The sequence below is a fragment of the Pseudomonas sp. B37(2017) genome (assembly GCF_002112885.1).
GTDB classification, from domain to species: Bacteria; Pseudomonadota; Gammaproteobacteria; order Pseudomonadales; family Pseudomonadaceae; genus Aquipseudomonas; species Aquipseudomonas paraglycinae.
This window is the reverse complement of record NZ_NEIX01000008.1, coordinates 71,288-83,981: the sequence shown is the minus strand read 5'-3', so window position 1 is coordinate 83,981 and position 12,694 is coordinate 71,288. Positions and strand designations below refer to the sequence as shown.

Annotated in this window: 13 protein-coding genes; 6 read left to right on the top strand and 7 right to left on the bottom strand. The window is 59.9% G+C overall.

What is annotated here, in order from left to right; genetic code table 11:
- Positions 1-19: 19 nt before the first annotated feature.
- Positions 20-2,242 carry a polysaccharide biosynthesis tyrosine autokinase gene (locus CAF90_RS20070; RefSeq protein ID WP_085608225.1) on the bottom strand — a complete coding sequence of 741 codons (2,223 nt, stop codon included), beginning with the start codon at positions 2,240-2,242 and terminating at the stop codon, positions 20-22.
- Positions 2,243-2,280: 38 nt separating this feature from the next.
- On the bottom strand, positions 2,281-2,721 hold the full coding sequence (locus tag CAF90_RS20065) for a low molecular weight protein-tyrosine-phosphatase (RefSeq protein ID WP_085608224.1): 441 nt from the start codon (positions 2,719-2,721) through the stop codon (positions 2,281-2,283).
- 291 nt (positions 2,722-3,012) lie between these two features.
- Here CAF90_RS20065 and CAF90_RS20060 point away from each other — a divergent pair, with 291 nt between their 5' ends.
- Entirely contained in the window at positions 3,013-3,957 is a 945-nt protein-coding gene (locus CAF90_RS20060) for a glycosyl hydrolase family 5 (RefSeq protein ID WP_085608223.1), read from the top strand.
- 190 nt (positions 3,958-4,147) lie between these two features.
- Positions 4,148-5,074: a transaldolase gene (gene tal / locus CAF90_RS20055; RefSeq protein WP_085608222.1), complete on the top strand. Its 927-nt coding sequence runs from the start codon at positions 4,148-4,150 to the stop codon at positions 5,072-5,074.
- Between the two features lie 73 nt (positions 5,075-5,147).
- Here tal and rssC read toward each other — a convergent pair whose 3' ends face one another.
- The 3 genes from rssC to CAF90_RS20040 form a co-directional block, all read right to left on the bottom strand.
- Positions 5,148-5,630 carry an anti-sigma factor antagonist RssC gene (rssC, locus tag CAF90_RS20050; RefSeq protein WP_003226553.1) on the bottom strand — a complete coding sequence of 161 codons (483 nt, stop codon included), beginning with the start codon at positions 5,628-5,630 and terminating at the stop codon, positions 5,148-5,150.
- Entirely contained in the window at positions 5,630-6,811 is a 1,182-nt protein-coding gene (gene rssB / locus CAF90_RS20045) for a two-component system response regulator RssB (RefSeq protein ID WP_007951615.1), read from the bottom strand. Before rssB ends, rssC begins: the two co-directional genes overlap by 1 nt.
- 322 nt (positions 6,812-7,133) lie before the next feature.
- Entirely contained in the window at positions 7,134-7,823 is a 690-nt protein-coding gene (locus tag CAF90_RS20040; RefSeq protein WP_085608221.1) for a VacJ family lipoprotein, read from the bottom strand.
- 185 nt (positions 7,824-8,008) lie between these two features.
- Here CAF90_RS20040 and CAF90_RS20035 point away from each other — a divergent pair, with 185 nt between their 5' ends.
- Together CAF90_RS20035 and CAF90_RS20030 are read left to right on the top strand one after the other, a co-directional pair.
- Positions 8,009-8,629: a phosphatase gene (locus tag CAF90_RS20035; RefSeq protein ID WP_085608220.1), complete on the top strand. Its 621-nt coding sequence runs from the start codon at positions 8,009-8,011 to the stop codon at positions 8,627-8,629.
- A gap of 108 nt (positions 8,630-8,737) precedes the next feature.
- A complete protein-coding gene (locus tag CAF90_RS20030) occupies positions 8,738-9,001 on the top strand; it encodes a DUF4404 family protein (RefSeq protein ID WP_085608219.1) in 264 nt (87 codons plus the stop codon).
- Between the two features lie 63 nt (positions 9,002-9,064).
- Here CAF90_RS20030 and queF read toward each other — a convergent pair whose 3' ends face one another.
- Entirely contained in the window at positions 9,065-9,895 is an 831-nt protein-coding gene (gene queF / locus CAF90_RS20025; RefSeq protein WP_085608218.1) for an NADPH-dependent 7-cyano-7-deazaguanine reductase QueF, read from the bottom strand.
- A 61-nt stretch (positions 9,896-9,956) separates the two neighbouring features.
- Entirely contained in the window at positions 9,957-10,490 is a 534-nt protein-coding gene (locus CAF90_RS20020; RefSeq protein ID WP_085608217.1) for a plastocyanin/azurin family copper-binding protein, read from the bottom strand.
- Positions 10,491-10,644: 154 nt separating this feature from the next.
- On the opposite strand from CAF90_RS20020, the gene CAF90_RS20015 reads away from it, so the two are divergent.
- Together CAF90_RS20015 and CAF90_RS20010 are read left to right on the top strand one after the other, a co-directional pair.
- On the top strand, positions 10,645-11,325 hold the full coding sequence (locus tag CAF90_RS20015) for a heavy metal response regulator transcription factor (protein WP_085608216.1): 681 nt from the start codon (positions 10,645-10,647) through the stop codon (positions 11,323-11,325).
- Positions 11,325-12,665 (top strand): heavy metal sensor histidine kinase, encoded by a 1,341-nt coding sequence (locus CAF90_RS20010; RefSeq protein WP_085608215.1) that lies wholly within the window; start codon positions 11,325-11,327, stop codon positions 12,663-12,665. The genes CAF90_RS20015 and CAF90_RS20010 overlap by 1 nt, the downstream gene beginning before the upstream one ends.
- The last annotated feature ends 29 nt before the right edge of the window (positions 12,666-12,694 follow it).

Sequence of the window (12,694 nt, the reverse complement as noted above, 5' to 3'; positions counted from 1 at the left end):
TAAGGACCGTCGCTGAGATTCAGGACTGGTCGGACGCGTATTCGTAGTTGTAATAGCTGCCGTTGCCGTAATAGCTGGCCGCACGCTTCTCGACGCCGTTGAATACCGCGCCCTTCAACTCGATACCGTTCTGGGCGAAACGACGAATCGTCATTTCGATTTCCTTGGCCGGGTTCACCCCGAACCGCGCGACGATCAGGCTGATGCCGGCTTCACGGCCGACAATCGCCGCATCGGTCACGGCCAGCAGCGGTGGCGTGTCGATGATCACCACGTCATAGCGCTCGCTGAGTTGCGCCAGCAGTTCGCGGAAATTGGCGTGCATCAACAGCTCGGAAGGGTTCGGTGGAACCTGGCCACGGCTGATGAAGTGCAGGTTGTCGACTTCGACCTTGTTGATCGCCTGATCGAGGGTGCAGCGCTTGACCAGCAGATCGGACAAGCCGTTGGTGATCGGCGTGTTCAGGGTCTTGTGCAGATGCCCCTTGCGCATGTCGGCGTCGATCAGCACGACGCGCTGCCCGCTCTGGGCCATGACCGCCGCGAGGTTGGAAGAGACGAAGGTCTTGCCGACCTGCGGGCTAGGGCCGGAAATCATGATGCGGTTGTTGGTCGAATCCAGCGCCGCGAAATGCAGGCAGGTGCGCAGGCTGCGGATCGATTCGATGGACAGGTCCGTCGGGTTGCGCAGGGCCAGCAGATACGCCGGCGTGTCCGCCGTGACTTTGGCCCGGACTTTTTTGCTGTCCTCTTCCTGTTGCAGGGCGCTGTAGGGAATCGACGCGTAGACCGGCAAGCCGAGCTGCTCGATGCCTTCCGGCCCTTCCAGGCCCTTGCTCAGGGATTTGCGCAACAGCACCAGCGCCACGCCGACGAAGGCGCCGAGGAAAGTGGCGATCAGCACGATCAGGGCTTTTTTCGGTTTGACCGGGCTGGTCAGGTCGACGTCCGCCGTATCCACCAGACGCACGTTACCCACGGCACCGGCGCGGATGATGTCCAGCTCCTGGGATTTGTTCAGCAACTGGGTGTAGATCTGCGAGGCGACTTCGACATCGCGGGTCAGGTTGAGCAATTCCTGCTGCGTGGCCGGCAGGTCCTGAACCTTGCCTTCCAGCGAGCGCTGTTGCTGGGTCAGTTCACCGATCTGGGTCATCAGCGCGCGGTAGGCCGGGTGCTGTTTGGTGAACTTGCGGTCCATCTCCGCCTGTTGCAGCTTCAGCTCGGAAATCCGCGTTTCGAGCGCCACGGACTGGCCGAGCACCGATTGGGTTTCCAGCGAGATGTTCACGGTCTTGCCGTGGGTCTGGTAGGCGTTGAGCGCATCGCTGGCCTTGGCCAGGTCACGCTTGACCTGCGGCAATTGGCTTTGCAGGAAGGCCAGGCTCTGCGCGGCTTCGGCAGAGGTACGGCGTACGTTCTGATCCACGTACAGCGAAGCGATCTTGTTGAGAATCTTCACTGCTTCGGCAGCATCGCTGCTGGCCAGGGCCAGACGGATGATCCCCGATTCCTTGCCTTGCTCGGAGATGTCCAGCGCGTCCTGATAACCCTGAATGGTCACGATTCGCGGGTAGCGCACCACTTCGAAACGGGTCCCGGGGTTGGCCAACAGCTGCGTGATCTGCCCTTCTACGCCGTCCTGCGCGAAGGCTTCGCCCGCCACGCCGTCAACCAGCAGGTTGTCGTTGTCGTCGAGCAGTTGAAAGCGATGCTGCTCGCCAGCGATCAAGGTGAGTTTCTTGCCCAGCAGTTCCTTGGGCAGATTGAGCTTGGCAAACTCCAGGCGCTCACCGCCCCAGGCGTAGCTGCTCAGGCCGAAACGCGGTGGCGCGACGCTGAGTTCGGTCTCACCCCGATAGCGACGAGAGAGAAAGCCGCCAATCAACGGAAAAGTGTTGGGAGTGACGTCGATATCCAGGCGCAGATCGTCGACCGTCTTGCCGATCACCGCGCGGGATTTGATGATGCCGATTTCGGTCACCGACGGCGATTGCCCGCCGAGCATGCTGTTGAGGTCGGAAAAACCGAGCATGTCGTTCTTTTTCGGTTCGACCTGCACCAGCGCGTTGGCCAGATACACCGGCGTGGCCAAGATCGCATAGGCCACACCCGTCATCATGAACGCGCCGGTGAACGCACCGATCAACCATTTCTGATCGATCAGGCTGCCGAAGATGCCGAGAAGATCAATACTGTCTTGATCGTTGTCGCGGGTGCCGATTACTGACGGTAACTGCATAAGTCTTTCTTACCATTCACTGAACTGAAGAATATTCATCAACGCGCCAGGCGTTGCGCCCATGAGCTAACAGCATCTTCAATCAATGCATGGGCATGAATAAAAGCGGCTTGCCCCTGACGATACGGGTCCTGTATTTCTCGTTCGCTCTGCCACTTGCCCAGCAGAAACACTTTGCCCCTGGCGTGAGAGGCAATCTTCAGTACTTGATTAACATGTTGTTTTTCCATGACCAGAATCAGGTCTGATTCATTGACGATGTCCGCTGTCAGTTGCCGCGCAGTGAACCCTTCGGCACTGTGGCCGTGGTCTTCCAGCACTCGGCGCGCGGTCGACTCCATGCTTTCGCCGACCCGTGCAGACAGGCCTGCGGAGGTCACGCTGATCGCCGAAGGTGTCAGTGCATTGCGCAACAGAAGTTCCGCTGTCGGACTTCGGCAGATATTGCCTACGCAAACGACAAGAATCTTTTTGAACAAGGTTTACTTTCCCGTGTAATGTCAATCGGCCAACATGCCTTGCACATTCGAATGAACCCGCAAGACCTTCCTTCACTCGGAAATAGATTCACCCGTTAATACCGGTGCATTAAGTACCACGGCCTCTAAAAGTCCCCCAACCAGAATTACCGGACTAAAAATAACTGTGATTTTCGGGCGAAAGTTTTCCGACAAAAAATAACATTCGTGCACTTCGCGCCCTCTTCGTCATCGAAATACAGGCAACGAGATAACTATTGGCTAGATGTCATTCTCATCAGGAGAGCAGACATGAAATCAGCACATCTCAAACATCTTGGTGCCGCCGCCCTGTTGATGCTCAGTGCTACCGCGCAGGTTCACGCCAGCGCGTTGTTCCCGTCACTGCCCGCCAGAACCATCGGCGTACAGGTCAAGATCCAGAACTTCACCCCGGCCGACGCCGAGCAGATCAAAGCGGCCGGATTCAGCTTTGTGCGCTTCGGCGTGTGGAGCGACAGCCTCGGCGCCAAGGCCTATCAGAAACAGATCAGCGATGCGTTCGCGGCGGCTCGCTACGCCGGATTGCCGGTCTTGATGACCGTGCGCGCCACCAAACCGTTGACCGGCGACCTGACAACCGCCGGTGAAGCGTTCGCCAACGCGGTGAGCGGGCTTGAGCAAGCCTGGAGCACGCAACTGGTGGGGATCGAAATCTGGAACGAGCCGGATCTCGACACCTACTGGCCCACCGGAGACTTCAAAAACACCTTCGTGCCGTTCATGACGGCCATGTGCAAGACGCTGCAAGGCAAACCGCAATCGACGCCCTTGGTGGGATTCGGTTTCGCCCGCCCGCCGACGGCCGGCTCCGCCTCGACCGTGGCACTCAACAGCATTCTTGGCACCTATCCTGAGTGTCTGGATGCCATTTCCTATCACCCTTACGGCATGACCGCGACGCAGATCAGCAACGCGCAAACCTTCATCCAGCAAAACTTCCATCTGCCGGGCGTCATCAGTGAATGGGGTATCTCGGCGCTCGCCTCCAACGGCGGGCCGGAAGGGCAAGCGAGTAAAATCTCTGCGTTCATTGCCGATGTTAAAAAACTCAACATCCCGCTGACATCGATTTACGAATGGAAGAACAGCGAGTCGGGCAGTAACGACCGGGAGAAGAATTTCGGCCTGCTGACCTCAGACGGGCAGTCGAAACCGGCACAAACGGCGGCCTCGACCCAACTCAACGCCGAATAGGCGCTGCGCAACGGGTCGGTAGCTTTGAACCTGTGGTCCTTTTTGGCATCGTATTGATCGATAACGCGCCCCGCCTTTCAAACAGCCGTTTTCAGGTTGTTGTCAGCGGGGCGCTCGATACGCCGACATGCCCTTGAGTGGCTGCCGACGCTCGGGTAATGTCACCAGACCCATAGGACAGAGCACGCTCATGACTTCCAAGCTGGAACAACTCAAACAGTTCACCACCGTCGTGGCCGACACCGGCGACTTCGAAGCGATTGCCCGGGTCAAACCGGTCGACGCCACCACCAACCCTTCCCTGCTGCTCAAGGCAGCCGCGATTCCGGCCTACGCCGAACTGCTGAACGCCAGCGTGCGCGACTGCAAGGGCGATGTCGGCCTGGCAAGCGACCGTTTCGGCGTCGCGGTCGGCCAGGAAATCCTCAAGGTCATTCCGGGCCGCATTTCCACCGAAGTGGATGCGCGCCTGTCGTTCGACAAGGACGCGGTGCTCAAGCGCGCCCATCGTCTGATCGAACTGTACGACAAGGCCGGCGTTGGCCGTGACCGCGTGCTGATCAAGATCGCCTCGACCTGGGAAGGCATCCGTGCTGCCGAGATCCTGGAAAAGGAAGGCATCCAGACCAACCTGACTCTGCTGTTCTCCTTCGCTCAGGCCGCGGCCTGCGCCGATGCCGGCGTGTTCCTGATCTCGCCGTTCGTGGGCCGCATCTACGACTGGTACAAGAAGGCCAACGGCAACGACTACACCGGCGCCGACGATCCGGGCGTGCAGTCCGTGACGCGCATCTACAACTACTACAAGGCCAATGACTACAAGACCGTGGTGATGGGCGCGAGCTTCCGCAATCTCAACCAGATCGAGCAACTGGCCGGCTGCGACCGCCTGACCATCAGCCCGGACCTGATCGAGAAACTGGCAGCCGACACCGGCAAGCTGGAACGCAAACTTGCTCCGGGCCATGCCGGCGAAGCGCGCCTGAGCCTCAACGAAGCGCAATTCCGCTGGTTGTCCAACGAAGACGCGATGGCCACCGAGAAACTGGCCGAAGGCATCCGTCAGTTTGCCCGCGACCAGGAAAAACTCGAGGCGCTGCTGCAAGCCAAGCTGTAATCGGCCGAGCGCAAACGCAAAAAGGGCGAACCCTTACAGGTTCGCCCTTTTTTGTGCCTCGCGGTCTGGCTGATCAGTGCCGTTCGAGGGCATTCACCAGGTCATGGAACGCTTCGCGGTTGGAGTCGTTCAGGCCCATGAGGATCTTGTGCGCTTCGAGCACCTTGATCCGTACCACCTCTTCCGACTGATCCTGATCTGGCAGGTCATCGAGGCATTCCGGGCACGGCACGGGATGGTTGACGATATTGAACACCTGCTCGAAACCCATCGACTGCAGCAGACGGGTGATGTCCTCGTGGGTGGTGACCACGGTCGGCAGCAGGCCGACCTTCTGCCGCGACAGGATCGACAGCTTGGCCAAGAGGCCCAACGTGGTGCTGTCGATGCTGCGGGTTTCGGTCAAATCGATCACGATCGCGTTGAAATTCAGCGCGGTGAAGATTTTTTCAATAGTCGCATCCAACGCCGAACACAGGGTCAGGCGAACTTCACCGACGAACTTCAGGACGAAGGTGCCGTCCTGCTCGGCGAACTGGATTCTACCGGTACTCATTAAAGATTCCTGCTCAACACCAACAGGGCGATATCATCCGGCATCTCCCCTAGCGTGGCCAATCCAAAAACCTGCCGCAGACCATCCAGGCTGCCGCCCGCCGACTTGACCCGTTCGGGCAAGGCAGCTTCTTTTTCTTTGAGTGTGGGTTCTGGCAAAAGATCCAGAATGCCATCAGACATCAGCGTCAGGCTGAACGTCGGTGGCAGCTCGAGCACGTGGTCTTCGTAGGTGGCTTCATTGAAAAGCCCCACGGGCAGACCGCGCCCCTCGAGGTAGCGAACACTGTCAGGCGTGTACAACACAGGCAACGGCAGATGGCCGCCGATGCTATAGGTCAACAAACCGGTCTCCTCGTCGATGACTCCACCGACCATTGTGACGTGTTTACCCAGCTTACAACTGATCAGCCCCCGGTTGATATGACCGAGAACTTCCGAAGGCTTGAATTCCGGCAGCGTGCCGTTGCGCTTGGATTCGAACAACAAGCGCGTGGTCATGAACTTCAGCAGCACGGTGACAAACGCTGAAGAAGCGCCATGACCCGATACATCCGCCAGGTAGAACGCCACCCGGCGCTCGTCGACCCGGAAGTAGTCGACAAAATCACCCGACAGGTACAGCGACGGGATGATCTGGTGCGCAAACCTGAATTCGTCGATGGCCCACGGACTTTCCGGCAGCATGTTCATCTGCACCTGGCGACCGGCGTTCTGGTCTTCCTGGAGCAGGTTCAGGCTGGCTTCGAGTTCGCGGTTGGCCTTTTCCAGTTTCTCGCGGTAGCGCTGGTTTTCCAGTAGCAGACGCGCACGATCCAGGGCCCGGCGCACGGAGTGCTCGAGCACGGCCAGATCTTCGAGAGGCTTGATCAGGTAATCCGCCGCGCCCAGGCGCAGGGCCTCGACCGCGTCGTTCATCACGCCGGCGCCCGAGACCACGATCACCGGTGTCTGCGGTGACCGCTCAGTGACCTGACGGATGAGTTCGAGACCGCCCATCTGCGGCATGCGCAGATCGCAGATGACCAAGTCGGGCGTGTCTTGCTCGAATACCTGAAGACCCTGCTGGCCGTTACTGGCCTGCAAGACGCTGAAACCACTGTCTTCCAAATAGGCCGCGAGGCTCGCGCGCACTACTTCGTCATCATCGATTATCAGCAGCGTGGCACTGGTTTTTGGCATGTGGGCAAACGGCGCCAGAATTAGGTTGGCGTAGCAGGCGGGGCAACGGCCCGGCGCAGACTACTGGATTCGCTTTCTAGCCTCTCTGCTGCACCGCTTCGGAGCGTTTGCCCCGCACACGGTTGCACCAGAGGTGCCCTTCTAAGGCGCAGACGGTACTCCCATCCTTCGAGCGTTTCAAGCATGCGCCGATGGTCGCTTGGAGACTTTGTTTGTCAAATCACTCGCAGTTATAAGAACGGGTTCTTCGGTAACCCAATCATTGGTCGCGCCCACAAAAAAGGCGACCTCGCGGTCGCCCTTTTGTACTGATCAATCGAGATCAGAAATCGTCTTCGACCTGCCCGTCCTTGACCTTGAACTCGCGGTTCTGCAGGTAGGCGTTGCGGATGAAGGTGTACTTGTCGCCGCTGATCAGCTTCTCGCTCGACAGCAGGCTGGCGCGGGTGTCGACGATGTTCAGGCCGAAAATCGAGTTACGCACCGGCACATCGTTGATGTAGCGGTACGGGCCGGTGAAGCTGTCGACGTACTTGGACGGCGCGTCGCGCAGGGTGCTCGGGCCCATCAGCGGCAGCATCACGTAAGGACCGCTGCCAACGCCCCAGTAGCCGAGGGTCTGGCCGAAGTCTTCGTCGCTGCGGTTCAGGCCCATTTTGGTGCCGACGTCGAAGAAACCGAGCAGGCCGAAAGTGGTGTTGAAGATCAGGCGCGCGGTGTCGACGCCAGCGGCGGCCGGTTTGGCCTGAAGAATGTTGTTCGCCAGGTTGGTGACATCACCGACGTTGCGGAACATGTTGTGGATGCCGTCTTCCAGGAATTGCGGAGTAACAAATTCGTAGCCCTGCGCCAGAGGCTTCAGCGCATAGGTGTCGACGAAATCGTTGAACTCGAAGATCGGACGGTTGACGCTTTCCCAAGGGTCTTCTTCCGTTGCGGCCTGAGCGGCGAACGGCACCAGCATCACGCTGGCACATACACAAAGCTGAGCAAGAGGATGGCTCCAGCGCATAGAAAACTCCTTGGATAGTACGGACGCAGCACCTGGGCCGCGACGATAAGTGCGTCAGTATAAGACGGAAACGCCGCTTTAGGCAGTTCCCCGGTGAATCCCTCTGTAGGACGCTTCGTCACTGGCCTGTCATGCAACTGTCACCGATGTTGCCTAGCCTGATCGCTATTTCAGGGACGTTTTCCATGCCTCAAGCCGAAGCCTTGCCCCTCGCGGCACCGACGCTGACCGCCGTGCTGTTCGGACTCAGCGGCTGTCTGGTGGACTTCGGCGCCCGCGCCCGTCATCACGCCAGCGTCGGCCCGGAACACGCCGACGTCACACCCGGCGCCCTCGACAGCCTGCGCAGCCTGCAGCGCCAGCAAATCCCCTGCGCCTGGCTCGATGAGCTGTCCACGGCCTGCACTCAAGTCCTCTCATCGGCGCTGCCCGACTGGATCAAACCGTCGCAACATTCGGCAACAATCAATCCATGGCCCGCGCCCAATGCCTGCTGGCAAGCGTTGATGGGTTTGAATGTCGATCGTCTCGATGGTTGCGTGCTGGTCAGCGGCGAACCGCGCCTGCTGCAATCGGGCCTCAATGCCGGGCTGTGGACCATTGGCCTGGCGTCGTGCGGTTCACTGTGCGGGCTGGCGCCGAGCGAATGGCAGGCTCTGAGCCAGAAGAAACGCGAACAACTGCGCGGCAAAGCGACGGTGCAACTGTTCGGCCTCGGCGTGCACTCGGTGATCGATCATCTGGGCGAACTCGACACTTGTCTGGCGGACATCAGCCTGCGTCGTCTCAAAGGCGAAAAGCCCTGACCGGGATCATGCAGGTTGGCCAAGAGTGGATTAGTCTTAAGGAGAGCCATAGACCTTTGGCGCACGGCTGCGGTCTATGCCAGTGCCTCTCGATAAAAGGAAAACGCCATGCCCGCCCGCGAACTGCAAGAACAGCTCAACACCCTGCGCGAGCAACTGGAACAGAATCCGCCGCTGTCGGACGCCGAGCGCGCAGAACTGCACGCACTGATGCAACAGATCGAACTGGAACTTGAACTGGAAACCAAAACCAAAGACTCCAACATTGCCGATGGCGTGAACCTGGCCGTTGAGCGCTTTGAAGTTGATCACCCTACCATCGCCGGTACATTGCGCAACATCATGAATTCCCTGGTCAGCATGGGTATCTGAAACCCGCGAATGCAAAAAAGCCCTGCCATCACTGGCAGGGCTTTTTCATGTCCGCGAGGCGGGTTACTGACGAACCAGACGGTGGTTCGGCAGTTGCACGCTTTCAGTGCTGCGGTACGGGTTGATGTCCAGCCCGCCCCGGCGCACATAACGCGCGAACACCGTGAGCTTTTCCGGTTTCAGCAGGCGCTGCAGGTCGAGGAAGATCCGCTCCACGCATTGCTCGTGGAAGTCCGAGTGCTGGCGGAAGCTGACGATGTATTCCAGCAGGCTGGCGTGATCCAGCGCGGCGCCACGGTATTCCACCACCACGCTGCCCCAGTCCGGCTGGCTGGTCACCGGGCAGTTGGATTTGAGCAGATGGCTGTGCACGCTCTCCTCCACCACCCGCGAATCGTCGCAGCGCAGCAGTTCGGGACGCGGATGCTCGTAGTTGCTGACGCTGATATCCAGATCGTCGATGCACACGCCCGGCAACGCCACGACGCCTTCAGCTTCGACGTCTTTCAGGCTGCGAACCCGCACGCCCACCGGCTTGCCGGCAGCAGCGGACAGATCTTTGACCAGCGTCGCTTCGAGGCTCGCGATGTCGGCGAACGGCGTCTGGTTCAGAGAGTTCAGATACAGCTTGAACGACTTGGATTCGATGATGTTCGGCGAGTCCGCCGGAATGCTGAATTCACCGATCGCCACCACCGGTTTGCCCGACGGCAGCAGCCACGACAGCTCGAAGCAGTTCCAGAAATCCACGCCTTTATACGGCAGGGTTTCGGCGGTCAGGCCCAGCTCGGCCCATTTCGCGGTGCGCGGAATCGGGAACAGCAGGGACGGCGTGTACGTGGCGATGTATTCGCTGGATTTGCCCAGCGGCGAATGTTCGGCTGCGGGATGCATGGCGGAAACCTGACTGAAGAATCAGCGGATTCTACCAGCCTTTGCTCCCGCCTTTGAGTGCTTACTGACTGACAGTCAGTTTGCCGACCATTCCGGCCTGGTAATGCCCGGGAATGTTGCAGGCAAATTCCAGGTTCACCGCTTTGCTGAAGGTCCAGGTCAGCTCGGCGGTCTTGCCCGGTTCGACCAGCACGCTGTTGGGGTCGTCGTGCTTCATGCCATGGCCCATCGAGCCGTGATCCATGCCCGCCATGTCGTGGGACATTTCCTTCATGCCGATCGGCGTCAGCATGCCGCTTTGCTGCATCTGCAACATTTCCTGCTGGTGTTTGGCATGCATCGCCGCGTCGCCGAGGTTGAATTCGTGCAGCAACTGGCCTTTGTTCACCAGCACAAAACGAACGGTCTCACCGGCCTTGATCTCGATCGCCTTCGGATCGAAGCTCATGTCGCCCATCACCACTTCGATGCTGCGGGTGGCCTTGGCCGCCGGGGCCGGCTGGCCGAAGTCATAGGTGTGCGCCGGCGATGCCCACAGCGGCGAACTGAGCGCCAGCAGACACGCGGCAAGGGCCAGACGGTTACGCAAAAACATAGTCGTACTCCAACAAATCAAGGTTCAGCCTGTGGGAAACTCTAGCCCGCCTGCGCTGGCAGCGACCTGACAGGGAGATTACAACTTTGTCAGGTTGGCGCTCACCGCGTTTGCCCACGGTATAACGTCCTCGTTCCCGCAACCCGAGCCGCCCATGAAACTGCTGATCGTCGAAGACCAACCCAAAACCGGCCAGTACCTGCGCCAGGGCCTGACCGAGGCCGGTTTCAACACCGAACTGGTGGCCGACGGCACCACCGGCCAGCAATTGGCCCTGAGCGGCGACTATGCGCTGCTGATCCTCGACGTAATGCTGCCCGGCCGCAATGGCTGGCAGATTCTGCAAGCGGTGCGCAACGCCGGTCTGGAAACACCGATCCTGTTTCTGACCGCCAAGGACACCGTTGAAGACCGGGTTCACGGCCTCGAACTGGGCGCCGACGACTATCTGGTCAAACCGTTCGCCTTCTCCGAATTGCTGGCGCGGGTGCGCAGCCTGTTGCGCCGCGGCAGTTCCACGCCCCAGGAAACCAGCCTGCGCCTGGCCGACCTGAGCCTGGACCTGATTCGCCGCCGGGTCGAACGCAGCGGCCAACGCATCGACCTTACAGCCAAAGAGTTCGCTCTGCTGGAAATGCTTCTGCGCCGCCAGGGCGAAGTGCTGCCCAAGTCGCTGATCGCCTCGCAGGTCTGGGACATGAACTTCGACAGCGACACCAATGTGATCGAAGTGGCGATTCGTCGACTGCGTCTGAAGATTGATGACGACTTCCCCCACAAGCTGATTCACACCGTACGCGGCATGGGTTACGTCCTTGAAGAGCGTGCCGACTGATGCGCCGACTGTCCTTGAGCGGTCGGCTGGCGCTGCTGTTCGCCGGCTGTACCGCGGTGGTTTCGCTCGTGGCCGGGGTGGTTTTCAATCGGGCCAGCGAGGGTCACTTCATCGAGCTCGACCAGCAACTGCTCGAAGGAAAACTGCTCAGCGTACGTCAGACACTGCTGAGTGGTAGCGACGCCGCGCACATCACCGATGAATTGAGCCAGCAGGGCGATGTCTCGCTGCGCATCAGCAGCCCTGAGGGGCAACGCTGGTTCGGCCGCTCATTGCACGCCCCGGCAAACCTGCCGCAGCAACCCGGTCTGGCCACCATCAACGACAACGGCACCGACTATCGCCTGCTCAACGCCGCACTTGAACCGGAAAAACCCGATTCCCCGCAATTGACCTTGCTGCTGGACATCACCCACCACCAGCACTTCCTGCAACGCATGCAGCATCTGATCTGGCTGACCGTCGGCCTGTCGGCGCTGGCCACTGCACTGCTCGGTGCCTGGGCGGCCCGCAGCGGTCTTCGCCCGTTACGTCGCATGAGTGCGGTGGCCCGTGGGATTTCGGCGCAATCGCTGAATGCCCGACTGCCGGAAGCGCGGATGCCCGCAGAACTCGGGGAATTGGCCCACAGCTTCAACGCCATGCTCGGACGCCTCGATGACTCTTTTCAGCGGCTCTCGGCGTTTTCCGCCGACATCGCCCATGAGCTGCGCACACCGCTGTCGAACCTGCTGACCCACACTCAAGTCACTCTCACCCGCCCTCGCCCCCTCGAAGACTATCGCGAGGCACTGCACAGCAACCTTGAAGAGCTGCAATGGATGGCGCAGCTGGTGAACGACATGCTTTATCTGGCCAAGGCTGACCACGGTTTGCTGGTGCCCAAGCGTGAACCGCTGGAGCTGGCGGAAGAAGCCGATGCGTTGCTGGAGTTTTTTGCGCCGCTGGCCGAAGACGCTCAGGTCAGCCTCAGCCGTGACGGTGCGGGGCGGTTTGCGGGTGATCGCGCGATGTTGCGCCGGGCGCTGTCGAACCTGCTGGATAACGCGTTGCGCTTTACCCCTGCTAACGGCGAAGTACGCGTGCGGGTGGCCGAGCAGGCGAAATCCTTGAGCGTGACGGTGGAGAACAGTGGCGAGGGGATTTCCGCCGAGTTGCTGCCGCGCTTGTTTGACCGGTTCTACCGGGCGGATCCGGCGCGCCAGGAAGGTAGCAGCGAGCATGCGGGATTGGGGCTGGCGATTACTCAGTCGATCATCCGGGCCCATGGCGGGCAGATTCATTGCGAATCGGCTCAGGGCTGGACGCGGTTTGTGATTGAGTTGCCGAAAAACGATTGAGGCCGGCAATGCCGGCCTCAATGGGGGAA